This window comes from Grimontia sedimenti (assembly GCF_011045095.1).
GTDB classification, from domain to species: Bacteria; Pseudomonadota; Gammaproteobacteria; order Enterobacterales; family Vibrionaceae; genus Enterovibrio; species Enterovibrio sedimenti.
In genome coordinates this window covers 179,885-200,177 of the sequence record NZ_JAALDL010000002.1, presented here as the reverse complement: position 1 = coordinate 200,177, position 20,293 = coordinate 179,885, and the positions used below count along the sequence as shown (strand labels likewise).

At 46.4% G+C, this 20,293-nt stretch carries 17 protein-coding genes and 4 tRNA genes; 12 read left to right on the top strand and 9 right to left on the bottom strand.

The window, feature by feature from the left end:
- Positions 1-163: 163 nt before the first annotated feature.
- Positions 164-1,864: a mechanosensitive ion channel family protein gene (locus G5S52_RS03775; RefSeq protein ID WP_165011848.1), complete on the bottom strand. Its 1,701-nt coding sequence runs from the start codon at positions 1,862-1,864 to the stop codon at positions 164-166.
- A gap of 371 nt (positions 1,865-2,235) precedes the next feature.
- Here G5S52_RS03775 and G5S52_RS03770 point away from each other — a divergent pair, with 371 nt between their 5' ends.
- The 5 genes from G5S52_RS03770 (at position 2,236) to G5S52_RS23750 (ending at position 5,153) form a co-directional block, all read left to right on the top strand.
- On the top strand, positions 2,236-2,769 hold the full coding sequence (locus tag G5S52_RS03770; RefSeq protein WP_165011847.1) for a cytochrome b: 534 nt from the start codon (positions 2,236-2,238) through the stop codon (positions 2,767-2,769).
- Between the two features lie 157 nt (positions 2,770-2,926).
- Positions 2,927-3,727: a ParA family protein gene (locus G5S52_RS03765; RefSeq protein ID WP_165011846.1), complete on the top strand. Its 801-nt coding sequence runs from the start codon at positions 2,927-2,929 to the stop codon at positions 3,725-3,727.
- A 66-nt stretch (positions 3,728-3,793) separates the two neighbouring features.
- On the top strand, positions 3,794-4,423 hold the full coding sequence (locus tag G5S52_RS03760) for a nucleotidyl cyclase domain-containing protein (RefSeq protein ID WP_205743763.1): 630 nt from the start codon (positions 3,794-3,796) through the stop codon (positions 4,421-4,423).
- Positions 4,424-4,521: 98 nt separating this feature from the next.
- Positions 4,522-4,854, top strand: coding sequence for a hypothetical protein (locus G5S52_RS23755; protein ID WP_235956079.1), 333 nt, complete (start codon positions 4,522-4,524; stop codon positions 4,852-4,854).
- A complete protein-coding gene (locus G5S52_RS23750) occupies positions 4,851-5,153 on the top strand; it encodes a hypothetical protein (protein WP_235956078.1) in 303 nt (100 codons plus the stop codon). Before G5S52_RS23755 ends, G5S52_RS23750 begins: the two co-directional genes overlap by 4 nt.
- A 45-nt stretch (positions 5,154-5,198) precedes the next feature.
- Here the strand turns inward: G5S52_RS23750 and G5S52_RS03750 are convergent, their stop codons facing one another.
- The gene (locus tag G5S52_RS03750; RefSeq protein ID WP_046306190.1) at positions 5,199-6,161 is read right to left on the bottom strand and encodes a TerC/Alx family metal homeostasis membrane protein; all 963 of its coding nucleotides are present in this window, start codon (positions 6,159-6,161) and stop codon (positions 5,199-5,201) included.
- Positions 6,162-6,462: 301 nt separating this feature from the next.
- Between G5S52_RS03750 and G5S52_RS03745 the strand changes: the two genes are divergently transcribed.
- The gene (locus tag G5S52_RS03745) at positions 6,463-7,026 is read left to right on the top strand and encodes a dioxygenase family protein (RefSeq protein WP_165011845.1); all 564 of its coding nucleotides are present in this window, start codon (positions 6,463-6,465) and stop codon (positions 7,024-7,026) included.
- Here the strand turns inward: G5S52_RS03745 and G5S52_RS03740 are convergent.
- Positions 7,023-8,903 carry a methyl-accepting chemotaxis protein gene (locus G5S52_RS03740; protein ID WP_165011844.1) on the bottom strand — a complete coding sequence of 627 codons (1,881 nt, stop codon included), beginning with the start codon at positions 8,901-8,903 and terminating at the stop codon, positions 7,023-7,025. The genes G5S52_RS03745 and G5S52_RS03740 overlap by 4 nt on opposite strands.
- Before the next feature lie 262 nt (positions 8,904-9,165).
- Here G5S52_RS03740 and G5S52_RS03735 point away from each other — a divergent pair, with 262 nt between their 5' ends.
- Positions 9,166-10,701 (top strand): phospholipase D family protein, encoded by a 1,536-nt coding sequence (locus tag G5S52_RS03735; RefSeq protein ID WP_205743762.1) that lies wholly within the window; start codon positions 9,166-9,168, stop codon positions 10,699-10,701.
- Between the two features lie 103 nt (positions 10,702-10,804).
- On the opposite strand, the gene G5S52_RS03730 is transcribed toward G5S52_RS03735, so the two are convergent.
- From G5S52_RS03730 to G5S52_RS03710, 5 genes are all read right to left on the bottom strand, one after another.
- Positions 10,805-12,172 carry an MATE family efflux transporter gene (locus tag G5S52_RS03730; RefSeq protein ID WP_165011843.1) on the bottom strand — a complete coding sequence of 456 codons (1,368 nt, stop codon included), beginning with the start codon at positions 12,170-12,172 and terminating at the stop codon, positions 10,805-10,807.
- A 270-nt stretch (positions 12,173-12,442) separates the two neighbouring features.
- Positions 12,443-12,518 (bottom strand) — tRNA-Val (locus G5S52_RS03725).
- A gap of 49 nt (positions 12,519-12,567) precedes the next feature.
- Positions 12,568-12,644, bottom strand: a tRNA-Val gene (locus tag G5S52_RS03720).
- Positions 12,645-12,675: 31 nt separating this feature from the next.
- Positions 12,676-12,752 (bottom strand) — tRNA-Val (locus tag G5S52_RS03715).
- A 26-nt stretch (positions 12,753-12,778) separates the two neighbouring features.
- A tRNA-Val gene (locus G5S52_RS03710) sits at positions 12,779-12,855 on the bottom strand.
- A gap of 695 nt (positions 12,856-13,550) precedes the next feature.
- Here G5S52_RS03710 and G5S52_RS03705 point away from each other — a divergent pair.
- The 5 genes from G5S52_RS03705 to G5S52_RS03685 all read left to right on the top strand — a co-directional run bounded on the left by G5S52_RS03705 (position 13,551) and on the right by G5S52_RS03685 (position 19,233).
- On the top strand, positions 13,551-13,760 hold the full coding sequence (locus G5S52_RS03705) for a microviridin/marinostatin family tricyclic proteinase inhibitor (RefSeq protein WP_165011842.1): 210 nt from the start codon (positions 13,551-13,553) through the stop codon (positions 13,758-13,760).
- A 128-nt stretch (positions 13,761-13,888) separates the two neighbouring features.
- The gene (locus G5S52_RS03700; protein ID WP_165011841.1) at positions 13,889-14,866 is read left to right on the top strand and encodes an MvdC/MvdD family ATP grasp protein; all 978 of its coding nucleotides are present in this window, start codon (positions 13,889-13,891) and stop codon (positions 14,864-14,866) included.
- A 21-nt stretch (positions 14,867-14,887) separates the two neighbouring features.
- Positions 14,888-15,883 (top strand): MvdC/MvdD family ATP grasp protein, encoded by a 996-nt coding sequence (locus tag G5S52_RS03695; RefSeq protein ID WP_165011840.1) that lies wholly within the window; start codon positions 14,888-14,890, stop codon positions 15,881-15,883.
- A 4-nt stretch (positions 15,884-15,887) separates the two neighbouring features.
- A complete protein-coding gene (locus G5S52_RS03690) occupies positions 15,888-17,126 on the top strand; it encodes a beta-barrel domain-containing protein (RefSeq protein WP_165011839.1) in 1,239 nt (412 codons plus the stop codon).
- Position 17,127: 1 nt separating this feature from the next.
- Positions 17,128-19,233, top strand: a complete 2,106-nt coding sequence (locus G5S52_RS03685) for a peptidase domain-containing ABC transporter (RefSeq protein WP_165011838.1) — start codon at positions 17,128-17,130, stop codon at positions 19,231-19,233.
- Here the strand turns inward: G5S52_RS03685 and G5S52_RS03680 are convergent.
- Positions 19,228-20,220: a DUF3080 family protein gene (locus G5S52_RS03680; RefSeq protein ID WP_165011837.1), complete on the bottom strand. Its 993-nt coding sequence runs from the start codon at positions 20,218-20,220 to the stop codon at positions 19,228-19,230. The two genes, G5S52_RS03685 and G5S52_RS03680, sit on opposite strands and share 6 nt — an antisense overlap.
- Positions 20,221-20,293 lie beyond the last annotated feature (73 nt).

The following is a 20,293-nucleotide window of genomic DNA, read 5'->3' as shown; positions in this document are numbered from 1 at the left end:
TACGGTTTATTATTCAGTTATTGATAATCATGCATATGACAAAATAACCCTAGTCAACAACTTGTGGCCTTGCCAAAAGAGTCGTGATTTGGGGAGAGATACCCTTAGAAAATAAGAAAGCCCCCAAAATGGGAGCTCTCTGAAAATTATTAAGATTTTTAGATCAAGCTGGTTTGTCAGATGAAGGAGGAAGTTGTCCTGACGCCATGTGGAGATGTACATCCTGTTGTGGGAACGGGATAGAAATGCCTTCTTTGTCGAATCGGATTTTCACTTCTCTTGTCACATCCCAGTAAACATCCCAATAGTCATCGGTTTTCACCCAAGGGCGAACAATGAAATCAACCGAAGAGCTGTTCAACACATGCACTTTGATCATGGGTTCTGGCGCGCGCAACACAGCAGGGTGGCTGGTGATAATGTCAGTCAGTACTTTTTCTACAAACTCAATATCGTCGCTATAACTGACACCAAAGACCATATCGACACGTCGAACCCGCTCATGAGTGACATTCTTAATCACATCGCCCCAGATCTTGCTGTTCGGAACGATGATGATTTGGTTATCGAAGGTTTTGATGGTGGTGTTCACCAAGCTCATATGGCTTACCTTGCCCTCAACGCCACCTGCCTGAACAAAATCTCCCACATCAAATGGACGATATATCAAAAGCATCATGCCTGCTGCGAAGTTAGAGAGCGTATCCTGTAACGCGAAACCGACGATGACACCGGCAATACCGAAACCTGTGAGGATGGGGGTCAGATTAAGACCAATCTGGGAAAGGGCAATTAGAATACCGATAAACCAAACCGCTTTACCGGACATGGAAATAAAGAAGTCTTGCATCAGCACCGAGAACTTAAGATTCTTCGCAGCCACCGCTTTTTTGACGACCTTACGTGTTAGGTTAGCGATTTGTCGGGCAATCAGTAGGATGATCAAAAAGACAATAAGCTGGAAGATATGTTGTGGTGCGTTTTCAACGAACCAGTTCCAGAACTTGCTCGACCAGGTCTTGATGATGGAAAGCAGGACATCACCACTCAACAAATCCTGCGTCACACTCCCAGTTGCTTCGAAATAAAGGCGTTTGTACTCAGCTGTTTCAATTCCAACTTTATCAGAGAGTTCAATCATCACAGAAAGACTGCGTGTGGTAATAGCCATGCGACGTTGGGTAATAAGCTGCCTCAGCTGAATGGTCGCTTTTTCAGATTCCGGTGCGACTTTAAGTTGTGCGTCATCAGCGCTCAGTTGTTGGCGTATGTACTCTACATTGGCAGCTATCTGTTCTGTCCGGCGATTGATTTCAAGTTTGAATGCTTCTTCCGTTTTCTCGTCAATAGCGTTAAGTCTTTTCAGCCAATCGATGTTCTGAGATTGCTCTTCATACATGCTGTCTAGGTATTTATGGGATTCTTCGTAATCAGAAAGTATCGCGAATTTGTCTTCACTCTTTGCTTCGCTCAACTGTTCAGAAAGCTTGGAAGAGCGTTCAGCCAGATACTTAATACCTTGGTCTGCATATTTCTGTTGCTGTTTGATTTGCTTAATCAGAAAAGCCCGATCGAAGCTATCGTTTTTCACACCGCTGGCAACCAATGCCCGCAACTCTTCGTTTTTCTGGAACATTTGCAGTTGCAAAGCCAGTTTATCTTCACCGCTGGCCTTGTTTTGAAGAGCGACGAGCTCACCAAGCTCTCTATTCAGGTTGCCAACTTGGGTTTCCCACTGGCTTGAAGCGTTTGGTGTTTCTGCCTGCGGTGGCGCCGTTTCGGCGTTTACAAAGCTGGCAAAGGAAAAGGAAGAAAGAAGGAGTATAAAAGGCAGAGTAAATCCGGCACACCAACGGGGGATCATGAACATCTCTCCAGCATAATAATTAGTTAACAGAACCTAGTATGGCACTTCGCATTGCTGCAAGCACTGTATGTCGATCTCACATTTGAAGATTTTACTAGATATCCCAAAACCTTATGAAAATTAGAACCTTTCTTTGTCATCGCTCTGTTTAGAAAGAGACAAATCTGATGAAAGGAGGTCCGAATATCCGGAATTTGAATGATTAAATTTTGGCTGGAAGCTAGGAGCTATTTTGAGGTTAAGACTTAGCTGAAACACGTTGAATATAAAGTACTAATTTTACCTAACTTTACACTGGGCTGATTGTTTAGCGCTCAGGTTGAGCGCAATATATACCCAAATTAATTATGGATATGGAGAGTGGTAAAATGAGTACTTCGTCGTCTTTGTCTAAGCCGACCAGAATGTTTCATTGGGGCGTCGCAGTATTGTTCATCGCGGTTCTGGCGTTTGGTTTGTATGTTGAAGACCTACCTAACGGCCCAGACAAAGGACAGATGATTGGCCTGCATAAATCTTTTGGTTTTATCGTTTTACTGCTGGCTTCTGCACGTATTGTCTGGCGTTTTAAGGAAGGGCCAATTCCCGTCATTCCCGGCTCACCAAGTTGGCAAGAAAAAGCCGCCAAAGCGGTTCATCACATTTTGCTACTAGCGACACTCTTGATGCCAATCTCTGGTATTGCCATGTCAGTAGGTGGTGGTCGTGGTTTAGCTGTGTTTGGTATCCCGATAATTCCTGCGGGCGACAAAGTGGAATGGCTTGGTCAGGTTGGTCATGTTACCCATGAAGTGCTGGCGAACATTGTGATTGCCACGCTGGTTCTGCATATCGCTGGTGCGCTCAAACACCACATTGTCGATAAGGATGAGACCCTGAAACGCATGCTGGGTAAATCCTAACTGTTTCACGCGCCAGTCATTTATATGGCTGGCGCGGAATGTTTCTACTGATAATCGAGACACATCTTCACTTTTTCTTTCTCTGGTGTTGGTAAGCTACTGATTGAGTATGCACAGATCGTAGTCGTGCTTTTTCAAACCATTGGAAGGGAAAACGATGCGAAGAATCATCTTCAACCAAAAGGGTGGTGTTGGTAAATCCAGTATAACGGTTAACCTTGCGGCGCTGAGTGCGGCAAGCGGCAAGAAAACACTGCTCATTGATCTCGATATTCAAGGGAATAGCAGCCATTATCTGGGTGTGGATATCAATGCCAAGAACGACAGAACGATCGCTGATCTTCTCGATCAAACCGTTTCTTGGTTTTCTGTTTCGACTCCCATCAAAAACTTCCCCCAAGCAACGGCTTACGAAAACCTCGATATCATTCCTTCAAGTCCAAGGCTGGCTACCTTAGAGCCTGAGCTCGAGCGACGCTACAAGATATACAAGCTACGTGATGCATTAGATGAGTTGGAAAAAGAATATGAGCGCATTTACATCGACACGCCGCCTAATCTTAACTTCTATAGCAAAGCGGGACTGATTGCGGCACACAAGCTGCTGATCCCATTTGATTGCGATAGCTTCTCTCACCAAGCTCTTTTGACCTTGATGGATAACCTTGCCGAACTTCGTGATGATCACAACCGCAAACTCATGCTGGAAGGGGTAGTGGTCAACATGTTCAACGCGCAGGCGAAGTTCCCAGGGCAAATCATCGAGAATGTGAGAGAGTTGGGTTTGCCTTTGTTGGAGCCGTTTATTCCGCAGTCAGTGAAAATGAAAGAGTCGCATTACCACCAAAAGCCGCTTGTTCATTTTGCGCCCAAACATAAACTCTCCGAGAGTTTTCAGGCGTTGTACGATCAATTAGAAAGCTCAATAGAAGAACCAGTGCGTGACAAAACAGCGTAACCTTTGACAAAGTTACATAAAGGCGTAACATTTAATAGTGTTACCTATTTATGTAACTTGGGGGGCATGAACATCAGTATTGCCGGCGTCATTACCGGAGATTTGGTCGGTTCAACAGAAATGGAAGAAGCACTGCGTCGCCAATGCATTGATGCGATAGAGCAGTGCTTTTCTGCGTTTAGCGAATCAGCGAAAGGTGAGATCTACCGTGGAGATGCTTTTCAAATCTACACCGTAGAACCCGCTTCGCTGGTGGAAATGGCGGTAAAGCTGAGACTATCCCTGATTGCTTTGGGGCAAGATGCCAGATTATCACTGTCGGTCGCTGCAGCCAGCGAGCGAGAGTTGCCAGTACGAATCGCGAATAACTCTGAAGCTTTCACCTTGTCGGGAAGAAACCTGGATGCGATGAAAAATGCCAGACTGGCGTTTTCTTCTGATAATCAGCCTTTTACGAGCGATGTGAAACTCGTTCTCTCTTTTCTCGATGATCATCTAAGCCAGTTGACAGTCAAAATGGCACAAGCACTGCTGCTTTGGTTCGATGAACCGTCGAAACCGCACGCTGAGCTCGCCGAAAAATTTGGTGTAAGCCGAAGCGCGTTCACAAGAATTATCAATCGTGCCAATTATGGACGCATTGAAGAAACACTCTGCTGGTATGCTGACAGGCTGGAAAGATATCAAAGGAATTGAGTGCTTTGCTGACCTTAATATTAGTGCTGGTGGTTATCCATATTGTCACAGAGTTTTACGTGCTCCCGTTGTTGGAGGCTACGAGGCAGGGAAAGATTTTGGTTGGCGCCGTTCAGGCGGCCTTAGCCTTTGTTGCGTTCACCATAGCGGGAATACCCGTTCTTACCGCCTTCATCGCTGCTTTGGCACTCACAGCGCAATATGCGGTGATCAGCCATAGCATGGCGATACCTGCGGAAAGGCTCCGCGGGCTAGTGTTGAAACTCACGCTACATGTCGTTTTGATTGCGTTGATTACCGCTTTTGTCGTTACGCCGGAGCAGCGACACACGGCATGGGAAACTGTTGTTGAAGCGAAGTGGCAGACATTACTTTGCTGGGGACTCGCTTATCTTTTAGCGCTAAACCTTCTTCTTCAGCGATTGCCTTGATTTTGCAGAACTGGACGCAGGAATTAACCGCGAATGAAGATGCAGCAACTAATCGACCTTTAAAAGAAGCGGGGACTTTTATTGGCTACTTTGAACGAGCGCTGATTGTGACCTTTGTACTTTGGGGGCAATTGCCGGGCGTAGCCTTGGTCTTGGCGGCCAAATCCGTTTTCAGGTTTGGGGATTTGAAAGATCATGGCAGCAGAATGTTCACGGAATATGTCATGTTGGGAACCTTTGCCAGCGCCATGTTCGGCATAGGCTGCGGTTTGTTGGGAGACTATCTTGGCAAGCTGTAACAGCGAAATAGAAAGAAGGCACCACACGGTGCCTTCATCGTTTTTCTAGTGCGCCAGTCTTTCTAGCTGACGTTGTTTCCAGATTGATGCGCCAATCCCTATCGCCAGTGAGCTCACTATTACGCCCAAAGAGACAGGCGTTGCGATCGCAAACGGCGTGTCAATAAGCAGCATCTTCACACCGATAAAGCACAGCATAAATGCCAGTGTGTGGTGTAGATACGCGAACTTGTTCAGCATGCCACCCAGTACAAAATACAGAGAACGCAGGCCAAGTAGCGCAAACACGTTGGCCGCCAATACTAGGTACGGTTCTTGGGTCACGGCAAAGATTGCCGGGATTGAATCCAGAGCGAACATCACGTCAGTCATCGCAATGACCATCACCACCACCAGCATTGGAGTCGCCAGCAAGCCTAATGAATCGCGGATAAACAATTTATTGCCATGGTAATCCGGGCTCACGCGCAGGAAGCGCTTAACCAAACGCACGGCAAAGCTGTCAGAGAACGACTCGTTATCTTCACCATGTTGACGCCACATTTGTACGCCAGTCCAGATCAGGAAGAAACCGAACAGGTACAGAATGACATGGAACTTGGCAATCAACGGCGCACCCAGCGAGATCATGATGCCACGCAACACCAACGCACCGACGATACCCAACATCAGAATGCGGGGTACGTTTCTTTCCGGCACCTTAAATTGAGCAAAGATCAGTGCGAAAACAAACAGGTTGTCGACACTGAGAGATTTTTCCAACAAATAGCCGGTGACAAAGGACGTTGCTGCTTCACCGTTTGTCAGAGCGCTATTCGGCGCCATGTGTGGCCAGAAGAAAAAGATCGCAGCTGCAAAGGCAAACGCCAGTGCAAACCAGAAAACACTCCAAACTGCTGCACTACGGAAACTGATCTTTCCGCGGGTGAGCAATAAGTCTATCCCTAACATCAGGAGTGTCAGAATGAGCAGGCCTTCATAACCTGAAAAGAGTTCGCTTAGGAACATGATACCTCCAGCATGCGGAGGGCACAGGAGAGGGGGGATCGCCTGACCAACCGCACAGCTAAAATCGAAAGTTAAAGCCAGTGTGTGCGTTGGTCTTGTCAAAACACTTTCGATAAGTGTTCTCGCGTGCCGGAAGCGAAAAGCTACGGGATGACGACAGCGCGACGAAGTGACTACTCCCCAAAACGCTGCAATAGTAGTGCTTTTGAGGGAAATAAAAAACAAATATTTTCGGGAACTTTCTTTGCCTGTTTAGTAGTCATAACAGTTTGCAGTGACCAAAAAATAAAAAGGAAGAAAAATGAGAAGACGCACTTTCATACAAGGGATTGGAATTGCAGCCATTACCTTTCCTGCGTGGGCCTCTGACAGAAAAACACCAAGTCAACAGGAAGGGCCTTTTTACCCTGTGAAAGAAATCCCTGTGAGAAAATCCCTGATTCTGGATGCGAATTCATTAGTAGGCGAAGTAATGAATTTGCAGGGAAAAGTCTTAGACAGTAACGGCAAAGCATTAGCCGGTATAAAAGTGGAGATCTGGCAATGTGATGGTGTGGGACTCTATGACCATCCGCGGCAGGCTGACACTGAAAAGTTCGATCCTGCTTTTGGCGGTTACGGTGCTGCAATCACGGATGCAGCCGGTAACTACGAATTTGAAACCTTGTATCCCGTTCCTTACACAGGCAGACCGCCACATATCCACGTCAAACTATGGGATGGAAACAAGGAACTCCTGACAACGCAGCTTTATTTGCAGGGACAAACGGGCGGTGGTTGGTTTAGCAAAGAAAGAGAAAGGCTGCAGATTGCTCCACAGCCTATAGAGAATGGCACTTTCGCCCAATTTTCGTTCGTGGTTTAGATACTAAATTTGGCGATGGCGGCAGACAGCTGCTGGTTGGATGTTGCCAGTTGCTGCACGTTCGACAGTGTCGCCTCGCCGCTATGATTGAGCTTCTCTACCATGTCTCTGATGGTAGCAATGCTTTGACTGATTTCGCTTGAAGACTGGCTTTGCGACTTCGTGATGTCAGTAATCGTGCTGTTAAGCGAATTAATTTCGTTTACCGAGGCTGCCATGACGTCGAGATTGGTATCAACAACATCCGCCTTTTCAACAGCGACCATACAACTCTTCTTGGTGTTCTCGATGGCGCGAACAGCACGTTCCGTACCGTCATTAAGCTTGGAAAGCATCTCATTAATTTCTGAGGTGCTTTCTTGTGTTCGACTCGCCAGGGCGCGAACCTCATCAGCAACCACCGCAAACCCCCGGCCTTGCTCTCCAGCTCGCGCTGCCTCAATCGCCGCATTCAAAGCAAGCAGATTGGTTTGCTCCGCAATATCACCAATCACACCCAACACAGAGGCTATCTTCTCTGAATTCGCGCTCATCGCCTGAATGTCCGCCTCCATATCAGAGATCTCCTGAAGCAGAGAATTCACGCTGCTTACCGACTCTTTAACCTGATGTTTGGAGTCAAAGGTTTGCTGATTAGTCCGTTGAGTACAGCTCAATGCTTCTGAAGCACTTTCTGCGACAGAGTCTACGGTGGAATTCATATTTTCGATGCGGCCAACTACCTGCTCAGTCACTTCACTGTGATGAGTGAGGGTGTGATGATTGCTCTCGGTCTGGCTTTTCACCTGATCCACTTCACTGGAAATGTTCATTGTCGCCTGAGAGATGCCGCCGACAATATCGCGAAGGTTCTGGGACACTTCATTGATACCGCGTGCAATCACACTGATTTCATCTTTGGTCGTCACTTGAACGTGGGCAGTTAAGTCACCTTGTGCAAGCTTCTTCATCGCGCGCATGATAGGAGAGAGTGGTTTGAGCAATTTGTTCACCAAGAACACCACTAACGCAGAAACCAAGATCACTTGCAATGCGGAGAAGATCAGAGAATCGGTTCGAGCGGAATTCACGGTCTGGAAAGCGAAGGCTTTATCAACCGCGACCGCGACAAACCAAGGCGTGCCCTCAACTTTTTGGATGTTGAAAAGGTAAGGGGTGTTGCCAATGCTCATCTCGCTGACATCGAAAGATTGGGCGATAACTGGCAGGGTTTCCGCGCTGATTTGTTGTGTTAGCTCACTCGCGGGCTGCAACGTCATGCCGTCGTCGACACTTGCAAGAATTGTCGCGTTGTTATCAAACAAAATCGCTTGAGTGCTCTCGCTGCTGATGCTCTTAATATAATCAATCAACTGTGTAATGTTGATATCACCGGCGATAACACCTTGTTCACCGTTGCTTCGCGTGTACTTTTCAGCAATGGTGACGACAGGTTGGCCGCTCGCAGAGTCTTTATATGGCTTGGTGATAATGGGGCCTTCAGCACTGGAGGCTTGTATGTACCAAGGGCGCTGTCTTGGGTCATATCCCGCTTTCGATGGTTTTGCGTTGTAGCGAATCATCTCTCCGCCAGACGTGCCAACATAAACAGATTGAAAGCTGCCGGACGCTCTGGCTTGGTCGAGATAAGCATAAATAGGTTGGCCATTTGCACTCAGGTCACTTCGTTGTGCGCTCTGAATAATACCGATTCGGGGTTGAATCCAGTTCTGAATACCCTTCGCTGTAGCGATATTCACAGAGTCGATATATTGCGCAACTGAGTTCTGGGTATAGGTCATTAACTGCTGATCTTGGCGTGTGAACTGCACGGCGGCAACAACAATAATGATGAACGCAATTGCGAGGGAGAGCTTGCTCTTGATAGAACGTGGCATAGCGCTGTCTCTTTTTTTGTGATAAGTGTTAATCATGGTTAACACTTAGCTTAGGACAGGCCTGGAGAACATACCTAAAAGGAATCTCAATTAGTTGATGAGAAATGAATTGGGCTTTGTTTATCGGAAGAGCACTAATGCCAAGGCGATGTATAAAGTTGTTTAAGGCAGCACGCTATTGGCGGCTAAAAGTGACAACAACCAACCCTTTGTGTATGTTCAACAACTGGTTAGATATCAGACTATATGGACATAGAATCAGTTGGCTATTCCCTCAATTAAAATCAGCGTGCTTTCTTTATCCTTCCTGCTGTTTGGCTGTGATTCCCCGCCAGATAGCGTGCCATTGTCCCAGAAAAATCACTGTGAAGGTCAATCATCGATTGAGCGTCAGTCACTCTCATCCTACTTAACGCCATATAAAGATGAACTCAGCGCCAAAACGGGCGTTTATGTGCTGGAGCAGGGCGCAGAAGCCATGATGTCACGGGCTTGGCTGACTGAAAGTGCAGAGAAATCCATTGATATCCAATACTTCATTTTCTCCGTGGACAACATCGGGCTGATTGCCAGCGACATGCTGGTAAAAGCGGCTGAACGAGGTGTGAAAGTCCGTGTGCTTGTCGATGACATCATGATTGAAGCCCGTGGCGATGAATTGTTGATGCTAGCAGGGCATGAAAACATCGAGATTAAGATATACAACCCCAACGTGAATATCGGGAAAAACCTCGCTGAAAAAGTGAAGGTACTGCTGACTGATTTTCATGGTTTAAACCAAAGAATGCACAACAAAATCTTTGTGGTAGATAACCAGGTGGCGATTACGGGTGGGCGCAATATCGCAGACGAATACTTTGGGTTCGACCATGCCTATAACTTCAGGGACAGAGATGTGTTCTTAGCAGGAAAAGAAGTGAAGACGCTGACAACCTCTTTTGAAGAGTATTGGAATAACGATTTAAGCGTGAGCGTTGAAAAGCTTTTCCCTGAAGATACTTTCCCAGAAAATCCTGACTTTTCTCGCTTACACGCTTATGCATGTAATCCAGAAAACTTTAACCCTGAAATTCGCGCTGAAATCGAGAAAGTACCTGAGACATTTCGTTATCTAGAAGAGCAGGGTAAGTTCAGGTTCATTGAAGATGTTGAGTACATCTACGATGAGCCGGGCAAAAACGATAAGAGTGAATTCCTGGGTGGAGGCAGCATCACGCAAGATAAGCTGGTCGAACTTGCCGACAGTGCGAAAGAAAGCATTTTGATTCAAACCCCTTATCTGGTGACAACAGCGCGCGATAGGGTGTTTTTAAAAGAGCTTGTCGATCGCGGTGTATCGATAAAAATCCTCACCAATAGCCTTGCTTCAAATGACAACCTTGAAGCGTTCAGTGGTTACCAAAGAGACCGCAAAGCACTACTTGATACCGGCGTTGAGATTTACGAATTTAAACCTGATGCCAAAGTCAGACAAAGGGTGATGACAGAGCATATGGTAAAGCGTTTGCCTACCCAGCCAATCTTTGGGCTTCACGCCAAAACCATGACCATTGATGACCACACAACAGTGATTGGCACCTACAACCTCGACCCAAGAAGCGCGAACCTCAATACCGAAAGTATTACCATCGTAAGGTCAGAGGCGATAACCAAGGATGTTCGTCGCGCAATGGAAGTAGAGTTAGAACCAGAAAATGCTTGGCGAATCACTGAAGATTTCAACCCAGACGATACCGTGTCTACCTCCAAACAGCTGAAGGTGAAACTGCGAAGAATTGTGCCCAAAAACATTCTTTAATTCAGTTTCCCTTCTGGGATAAGAATTACACTCAACACAAAAAAGCACCTCAGAAAACGAGGTGCTTTTTTGTTGGGCCGACGAATGAGATACACCAGATTGTTTAGCCTGGAACGGGCTCCGCCGACGTGCTGTTTTGGGAGAGCGTCTTAATCCACTTGTTGTTTTTGATTCGCAGCATCACAGGGATCAATTTGAGTGTTTCCTCCAGCAAGACTGCGGCATAAACATACTGCACGGGCAGTTCGAACCAAAACGCCAGCACTAGCATTAAAGGAATGGCCCCAAACCATTGCGCCACCATATCCAGATACATGGTGAACTTGGTGTCGCCGCCGCTTTTAAGAATGCCCGACATAGATGTCATGGTCACTGAGCGAAGGAATATAGAAGCCAGAATGAAAGGGAAGAGCAGATACACAGCATCCAGCACTTCTGGCTCAATGCCGTTGAACAACCCAACAAGCAAATCACGCCCAATCCAAAGTAGGGCAACAATCGTTCCTCCTACCGTGACAGAAGCAATCAAACCCGCACGAACATAGGCATTGAGTTCTTGATGGTTGTTGGAACCTATCTTCTGACCAACCAACACACCAACAGCGGCAGCGCAACCCCAGCTAAACGAACCAAGTAGTATTTCCAGTGGGGCGAGAATCGACATAGCCGCCAGAGCGGTGCCATCAATATTGCCGTAAATGGTGTGATAGGCCGTCATGCCACCACTCCAGATGATTTCACCGCCAATAATCGGTAGCGCAATGTTCACGAAGGCTACGTTCTTAGCTTTCTCCTTTGCTGCAACAAAGGAAGATGCCGTAAAGCCAAGTATTCTCTCGAAAGCATGAACATAGAAAAATAGGATCAATGTGGAAGTTGTTCTCGCTACCAACGTTCCCCAAGCAGCGCCTTCAAGACCAAGTGCAGGGAAGCCATAGTGACCAAAAATCAGCAGGTAGTTGAGAGACACATTAAGGACGAGCTCAAAGACAAACAGATACAGAATAACCTTTGGCTTTTGAATCGCTCTCAGGCCAGCTCCCCAAATCGCGGAGAAACTCGTGACCAAAACACAGAGAATTGAGATTTCAATGTAGCTGCTAGCCATCGCTGCAATCGCACCATCATTCGTCATCAAACCCGCAATCTGATCTTTGAAAATAAGCGCAGCGCTGACTAACAGCACGGAAGCGATCACAGCGTGAATCATGCCGATATGAACAGTAACGCTAAGACTCTTATTATCTTTTGCTCCCCAATGCTGGGCACAAAAAATGGTAGTGGCACCAGCAATGCCGACAATCACGTTAGACACAAACCACAGCACCCGTGAGCCAATACCAGCTGCCGCAACGGTATCTCCGCCCAAAGCAGAGAGCATGAAGGTGTCAATAAAGCCGAGACTTGCAAACAACACGCTGTACAAAGCAATGGGAACGGCGAGGAACATAATATCCTTATAGGGTTTCATAACCATCCTTGGTTTTTCTTATCTTTCAGGGATGGGTATTTTCACTTTAAATTCAGGATGATATTGATACATATCAGTCAACCTGATGTAGATATCGGTCGATTTGGAAAAGTAGAAGCTAAGATTCGCAAGGAAGCTAAAATACTGATGAATGTGTTGAAGCTGTGAGCAGTTTGCTGTCGCGCAAGTGTGAAAGATAGGAATGGGTTTTAACGAATTAGATATCAAACCAAACGAAAAAAGCCTGCTCGAAAGCAGGCTTTTTTAAAGTGGTGGGCGATACCGGGCTCGAACCAGTGACCCCCTCCTTGTAAGGGAGGTGCTCTCCCAACTGAGCTAATCGCCCGAATAAACGCTTGGGATGCCTTCGAAAGGGTAGTGCGTTTATTGGAATTTGGTGGGTCTAGGCAGACTCGAACTGCCGACCCCTACCATGTCAAGGTAGTACTCTAACCAACTGAGCTATAGACCCAAATTCTAATTCCATCCTGGTCAGGGAGGAATGGTGCGTCCGGGCAGACTCGAACTGCCGACCCCTACCATGTCAAGGTAGTACTCTAACCAACTGAGCTACGGACGCAAAGTATTTTCTTTCCAGAGAGAGCGTGGTGCGTCTGGGCAGACTCGAACTGCCGACCCCTACCATGTCAAGGTAGTACTCTAACCAACTGAGCTACAGACGCATATCTTACTGATAATCAGTCTTGCTTCCCCTGAAAGCGGGATGAATATTAGCGAGTAGGGACTTTGCGCGCAAGCGTAAAACCTGACTTTTTTTCGGTTTGGCGTCTGTTTGGTGGTTTGCTGCACAACTTGGCTGATTTACATGCGGTAGAGAAGGAAAAAAGAGTGTGATTTGGGGTGATATGAGGGCCATTGCATAGTAAGAAGATGTGAATGCGAGAAAAATTCAAAATAATATATTGCCAATTGCTTCATTTAGATCGTTCCTTATGTCTTTGTAAGGCAAATAATAAAAATATAAACAAACACGCTAAATACAAATAGCAATGTTAAGGAGTTATTTTTTCTTTAAAGTTTAGTTGAATTTATTTGGTTTAATATTAACCAGTCGATGGGTGGTTAATATTTGTTCAAGTGTATTAACTATGTTGAAACTTATTGATTGCTACGCAAAAAAATGAAATTCAGGTTGGTTTTTTTATGGCAAGTAAGGTTTGGTTCTAAATCAGATTTTACAATTGAGAGAATGATTATTCAGATATTGTAAGTTTGTATTGTCTAATGTGGCACGCCTGAGGCGTTACCTTTTGTTTTATAGGGGAATTCAGAGTGCTAACACAGAACGACGAAATGTAGACTGGCCTGATTGGCCGTCTTTCATACAAATGATTGTAAAAGTAAAAGGACTCTTACCATGAGCAAAAATACACCATTTTTCAGTAACTTTATGGAAGCGCAAACTCTGACTACAGAAGAGACTAAGCAAGCGGCTGGCGGTCTTGATTTTGTTAAGCCAGGTGATCTTCCAGGTGGTTTTGACCCATCTAAAGAGCCAATTTACGTCACAATGAAACACCCATCAGATGATGATGAAGGCTTCGACGCGCCAGCATTCCTGCGCTAAAAGCGATTGAATAGTGGCTCGATAGAGCCACTATTTTTAAGTGAATATGATTCATCCTCTCTAATGTTTAATTCTTTCGATGAACAAGCTGTCTGTTTGTACATCATTTTGGTTTTGCGAGATACACAATGAAAAATAAAAAAATCGTTTTATGTGTCACGCATTCTGATGATTCTTATCCTGTTGACTGGGTAATAGAGCATTTAAATAGTCAAGGTGCGATTGGCCTAAGGATTAATTCTGATGCTTATCCTCATGACTTCAAAATGAGCGGATGTCTTGATAAAGGAAATATTGAAGTACATATCGAAACCAGTATCGGAGACATAGAAGCGAGCCGTGTGTCCGCAATATGGCATCGGAAGAACCGCCATTGTGATTTGAAGGACCATGTTGAGGAAGCGTTATTAGAACAGTCTATCCGCGAATCAGAAACCATAAAGGTGGGACTGGTTCATAGTGTTGATGCGTTTTGGCTGGATCATCCTGACATTCAATTCCGTGCGGAAAACAAATGGCGCCAATTGGTGATGGCAAAGCGAGCGGGTTTATTTGTTCCTCCATCTCTGTTTTCTAATGATCCTGAGAGGGTAACCCAATTCTATTTTGCCCAAAATCGTCACGTGGTCGCCAAGATGCACACACCATTCAGCGTGTCTATGGGACGGCCTGAGGCCTTTGTTTATACATCCAAAATCACTGAAGCGCATTTAAGCCAACTCGATGGCCTGAAGTATTCGCCGATGATTTTCCAGGCTGAAGTGCGTAAAGATACTGAAATACGAGTGGCGTATGTCGATGGCGATTGTTTTGCAGCCAGCATCGATGTGAGTGAACAGAGTAAAGCGCAATTGGATTGGAGAAAAGCTGACCCGATAAGGCAGTGGGAGCAATTCAGCTTGCCCTGTGATGTAAAAGAAAACATCTCCCGCTTTATGGGCAGCATGAACCTGAAGTTTGGTGCGATTGACTTCATTTTGGACACTGAAGGCAACTACCAGTTTTTGGAAGTCAACCCGGCAGGAGAATGGGGAATGTTGGAGAAAGACACAGGGATGCCGATTTCGGAAAGTATTGCTAAGTGCCTGTTAAGACATAGTGCGTGAACTGAGGTTTAAGGAAGTAGTGTGAAAAAGAATAAAGTCGTTATCGTTACACATTCAAACGATAACCCATCCATTGATGTTGTCTCTGAATACCTCAAAGAAAGGGGCGTACAAGCCGTTCGGCTTAATTCCGACTTATTCCCGACCCAAGTCACGATAGAAAACCACCAAACCAACGAAGGCTCCAATAATCGTCTAGTTACCGAAGCGGGTATTGAAGTAGAAAGCGGTGAAGTATTCGCGCTGTGGTATCGCCGTTTTCAGCCTGCCAAAGGATTACCCAAAGACATGGAAGCGTCATTTAAAGGACCTTCCGCTGAGGAGAGTAAAAGGACTCTGCTCGGCTACATGGACAGCCTTGATTGTTTCAAGTTGGATGACTACTGGTCTATTCGCCACGCTTCAAACAAAGAATTTCAATTGATGTTGGCGCGTAAAGTCGGTCTCGATCTTCCCAACACGCTGACAACCAACTCCCCAAAAGCGGTGCGGGAGTTTTATCACGGGAACCAAGGGAACATTATCACCAAGATGCAGACGTCTTTTTCTGTTTGGGAAGACGGGCAAGAGCAAGTGGTGTTTACCAACAAGGTTGAAGAGTCACACCTGGAGCAATTAGAGAGTCTCAATCTGTGCCCTATGGTGTTTCAGGCACTCATTGAAAAAGAAGTCGAACTGCGTGCGACCATCGTTGGTAATAAGGTCTTTTGTGCGGCGATCAATCCCAATGAAATCTCAGGCATGGAGTTGGATTGGCGTAAGCGAGGGCAACATACTTTAGATAAGTGGATGCCTTATGAGTTACCGCAAGAGGTCAGTGACAAGCTGGTTCAATTAACTGTGGCTCTCGGTCTTAACTACGGGGCGGCGGACATCATTGTGACGCCAAAAGGTGAGTACAAATTCCTGGAAATTAACCCTTGTGGTGAATTCTATTGGATGGATGCTTTCCAGCAACTGGGTATCTGCGAAGCGATTGCCGAAAACCTGCTTGCTGGCGGTCGCCGTAAGGTCTGATTGTTTGAGCCAGTTATATCGTCAAGCCGTCTTAGATGCCCGAAAGCAACGCCTTCAGGGTGAGGTGTTACTGCTGCAACCCATGTCTTTGACCCTCACTATTTTCCTCTTGGTTTGTGCCACGACCATGATTGCACTCTTTCTTGCTTTTGCTGAGTACAGCCGTAAAGAGACGGTTCAGGGATATCTCGTCCCTGACCTCGGTGTTATCCAGTCTGTTTCCCTGAATGAAGGCATCATCGAGCGTGTCCATGTAACAGATGGCGAGCACGTAATAAACGGAGAGCCATTGGTGACCATTCGCTCGAAAAGCGAGCTTGAAAATGGTGTCGATGTCAACGCCAGCACGTTAGAAGAACTTCAAACCCAGATTGCTACGATCTCGCAGGAAATAACCCACCAACAGGCGCTTCACGAAAAAGTCATGCATAAACAAAGGCAGTGGCTTTCAGATTTGAATGCGGAACTTACGGCCATCGAAGGGCGAAAAAATCTGATAGAGCGAAAGATGATATTGGCGAAAGAGGAACATTTGCTGCATCAACGTCTGTTCGATGACGGCCATATCTCTGCACAATCGATGAGAGTTGAACTGGGCGAGTTGCTTGACCTCCAAACTCAGCAACAGCAGATTCTGGCAGAGGAGCTTGCCCTAAGGAAAAACCGCAATACTGCTATTTCAGATCTCGAAATGTTGCCGGAAGAGTATCAATTGAATTTGCTTGAACGGCAGAAAGAGCAGTCCTCACTCAGGCAACACTACAGTATGGCGCTGGCTAACCATAGTCATGTGCTGACGGCGAACCAGGATGGTTATGTCTCCGGCATCTTTGCCACTAATGGTGAAGCTGTCAGGGAGGGAGATCGGTTAATTAGCATCATCCCGGAAGAGGCGACCTTGGTGGCAGAACTCATGCTACCAACGCGTTCGGCGGGATTTGTTCAAACGGGAGACTTGGTAAAGATCCGTCTTGATGCATTTCCTTATCAGCGTTTTGGTTACGTAGAAGGCACAGTGTCTTTGATTGATAGCGTACTGATTCAACAAGAGAATGCTGTTTTTCCGATTTCGGAACCTTCTTATCGGATTCGGGTGACCCTGAAACAAGCTGTGATAGAGCAGGGCGGCCATGAATATCCTTTAAAAAATGGCCTCAGGCTGGAAGCTGACATTGTGCTGGAAAGCCGCAGTATTTTGGGTTGGATTCTTGAGCCACTCTACGGGTTATTAGGGAAAATTTAGTATGCAGGTCGTCGATCAGGAACCTCATATCACTTCATTGATAGAGTACTCAGGTAAGAAGTCGGTCAAGCCTATTTTGCAAACTGAATCAGCAGAGTGCGGCCTTGCCTGTCTTGCTATGGTCTCAAGCTATCATGGGCACAAGCTGGATATGCCTTCAGTTCGGAAACGTTTTTCTGCAGGCCTAAGTGGGATGACCGTTCATCACCTTATTCAGGCTGCCGACAAACTGAATCTTGCCGCCCGAGCCATCAAATGCCCGCTCGAAAGTGTGGGGAAGCTAAGCTTGCCCTGTATTCTCCACTGGGATTTAAACCACTTTGTGGTATTAACCGGAGTGAAGAAAAACCAGCTCTTCATCAATGATCCTGCGACGGGGCCGAAGGTGCTATCCGTTGCATCATTTAGCGAGAAGTACACAGGTATTGCTGTGGAGCTTATGCCGACATCCGACTTCAAGAAAGCCGATGAACGGCAGAAGATGTCTTTAACGCAACTGTGGACAAAGATTTCGGGCTTTACCGGTGCGCTAACTAGCCTGATCGTGTTGTCTATTCTGCTTCAAATCTTTGTGTTGGCGAATCCCTATTATATCCAGCTTGTGCTTGATGAGGTCATCGTTCGCTACGACGATGTTTTGCTCATTGTGCTCGCTTTGGGTTTCAGTTTGGTGCTTCTGTTCAGCACGGTCACGACCGCGATTCGAAGCTGGCTGATCTTACGATTATCGAGTCAACTGAACCTGCAGATGGGGGCGAATCTGCTCCGCCATTTGCTTCGTTTACCGATGAGTTTTTTCGAAACGCGCCATGTGGGTGATATTGTTTCCCGCTTTGGTTCTCTTGCTGATATTCGCGAGAGAATGACGACAGGGCTGGTCGAAACTGTTGTTGATGGCGTAATGTCGACGACGGTTTTAATTGTGATGCTGATTTACAGCCCCACATTGACAGCGGTTGTCATGGCGGTTGTGCTCTTGTATCTGGCTTTGCGTTTGGTGATGTTCAGAAGGCTGAAACAGGTCACTGAAGCCTCTATCGAAGCCAAAGCCAAAGAGCAAAGTCAGTTTCTTGAAACCGTTCGGGGAATGCAAACTGTCAGGCTTTTTAACGCAGAATCCACGCGTCAGAGTCACTGGCAGAATCTGTATGGGTCAGTGATCAATTCGGATATCCGTCTTGGCAGACTGAATATTGGTTTTGAGGCGGCCAGGCAGTTCCTTTTCGGATTGGAACATATCATCGTGATCTATCTGGCGGCGACGGGCGTGATGAGCGGCTCTCTGACTGTGGGTATGGTATTCGCGTTTTTGGCATATAAAGCGCAGTTAACCACCCGGTTTACGGCCTTAATCGAGCAATTGATTTTGTTTAAGATGATGCGCCTACACCTTGACCGTATTGCTGATATCGCTATGCACGAACAGGAAGCGCACAGAGACAATGGTCGGGAAATCGAACGGTTGGGCGGAGAAATTGAGTTGGTGAATGTTTCTTTCCGCTATTCTGAGCAGTCAGATTATCTCCTAAATAATATTAACTTACGCATAGCACCGGGCGAGTGTGTGGCGATTGTCGGTCCTTCCGGTTGTGGTAAGTCGACCTTGATAAAAATTATGCTGGGCCTGCTACAGCCTACATCCGGGCAGGTACGGGTGGGTGGCGAGGATATCAGGGACATTGGTTTGGTGAATTACCGGAAATTGATTGCTTCTGTGATGCAGGATGATGTTCTCCTTAGCGGGAGCATTGAAGATAACATTGCTTTCTTTTCACCCGAACCCAATCAAGAATTGATTTACCAGTGTGCTTATTTTGCTGATATTCATCAGGACATAACTCGCCTACCCATGGGTTACCAAAGCTTAATTGCTGACATGGGATCCAACCTTTCTGGTGGGCAGATGCAGCGCCTTTTGTTGGCTCGGGCTTTGTATAGACAACCCGCCATTCTTTACCTTGACGAAGCGACAAGTAGTTTGGATGTTGAGCGAGAGCGAAACGTAACACGGAATATTACTTCATTGCCACTCACCAGGGTCATGATTGCCCACCGTCCAGAGACGATTAAAAGTGCTGATAGAGTCATTGATATGGCAGCACTATAGCTGCACATTGCATCGCTGAAACAATTGTTGCCAGTATCCAACATGGTCTTTAACGGCTTGCTGGAAATTCTGATAGTGACTGCCGGCAAAATAGGCGTCGTTGTAGTTAAAGAAAACCTCATTGTCTGGTAATTGCCTGTGAAGGGTTTCCAGTGCAGGCTGGGCATCGAGATAAAGCCCGTTGATTTTCGAAAGGTAGGGTTGCACTTCGCCGATGAAGAATTTATCGAAGACATTTCTGAGGTAGTTGAGGCGGGTTGGATCGCGGTTCGCACCACAAATCACCAGAAGGTCATCGCGATAAAGCTGCTTGGTAATGGTGTTAAGCCAACGAGTGCTTTCATCCATGGAATAGAAAACGGTGCCTAGATAGCGCTGCTTTTCGATGGGCTCCTGAAGAGAAACGATATCAGTATCTTTCTCTGACAGATGAGCGTAAGCATTAATGGCCAACAGTGCTTCGCTGTGCGGAAAAGGCTTATCAGGCGCGATCAATCCAATCCCGGAAGGGGTGAGCTGCTGCCGCCACGCATCGCTGCTGATCAGCGTGTTCCAGTACACGGTACTGAGCTGCTGTTGCTTTTGCTTTTGGACTTTGAGCAATTGCTCGCGGAGGGTATCGCTTTCGACCTCTGATAAGCAAAGTTCAAGTGTGTTTAACAGCGACACTTCATAATTGAGCTGCCTGAAGGCGTCCTGAACCTTGCCGAGAATGGAGTTTCTGTCGGCTATCAATTGAAACAATCCACACTCTCGCAGTTCATAAGCATCGAGCAAGCCCATCCGAACATCTTCGAGGGGTAAAGTAAGGTCCCGCTTTCTCGGAAGTTCGATGGAAACACTGTCTTCTAACGGTAGAGGCTCAGTATTCACCACGTTGGCAAGGCGACTCTGATAGTTTTCAAATTGTGCGCGAGCCTTGTCTGATTCCAGACAACCTGAAAGTAGGAACAAACCTGTGATGACGAAGACGAGTCTATGGGCCATTTTCTCGTTTTGTTAAGAAGTCATAGTCATGATACGAAGTATAAAAGAAGCGGGATCCAAAAAGAAAATTCCG

Coding starts and splice junctions, on each gene's coding strand:
- G5S52_RS03705 (WP_165011842.1), top strand. CDS start 13,551: ATGAGCAAAAATACACCATTTTTCAGTAACTTTATGGAAGCGCAAACT.
- G5S52_RS03680 (WP_165011837.1), bottom strand. CDS start 20,220: ATGGCCCATAGACTCGTCTTCGTCATCACAGGTTTGTTCCTACTTTCA.
- G5S52_RS03770 (WP_165011847.1), top strand. CDS start 2,236: ATGAGTACTTCGTCGTCTTTGTCTAAGCCGACCAGAATGTTTCATTGG.
- G5S52_RS03730 (WP_165011843.1), bottom strand. CDS start 12,172: ATGAAACCCTATAAGGATATTATGTTCCTCGCCGTTCCCATTGCTTTG.
- G5S52_RS03760 (WP_205743763.1), top strand. CDS start 3,794: ATGAACATCAGTATTGCCGGCGTCATTACCGGAGATTTGGTCGGTTCA.
- G5S52_RS03750 (WP_046306190.1), bottom strand. CDS start 6,161: ATGTTCCTAAGCGAACTCTTTTCAGGTTATGAAGGCCTGCTCATTCTG.
- G5S52_RS03745 (WP_165011845.1), top strand. CDS start 6,463: ATGAGAAGACGCACTTTCATACAAGGGATTGGAATTGCAGCCATTACC.
- G5S52_RS03685 (WP_165011838.1), top strand. CDS start 17,128: ATGCAGGTCGTCGATCAGGAACCTCATATCACTTCATTGATAGAGTAC.
- G5S52_RS03700 (WP_165011841.1), top strand. CDS start 13,889: ATGAAAAATAAAAAAATCGTTTTATGTGTCACGCATTCTGATGATTCT.
- G5S52_RS03765 (WP_165011846.1), top strand. CDS start 2,927: ATGCGAAGAATCATCTTCAACCAAAAGGGTGGTGTTGGTAAATCCAGT.
- G5S52_RS03740 (WP_165011844.1), bottom strand. CDS start 8,903: ATGCCACGTTCTATCAAGAGCAAGCTCTCCCTCGCAATTGCGTTCATC.
- G5S52_RS03775 (WP_165011848.1), bottom strand. CDS start 1,864: ATGATCCCCCGTTGGTGTGCCGGATTTACTCTGCCTTTTATACTCCTT.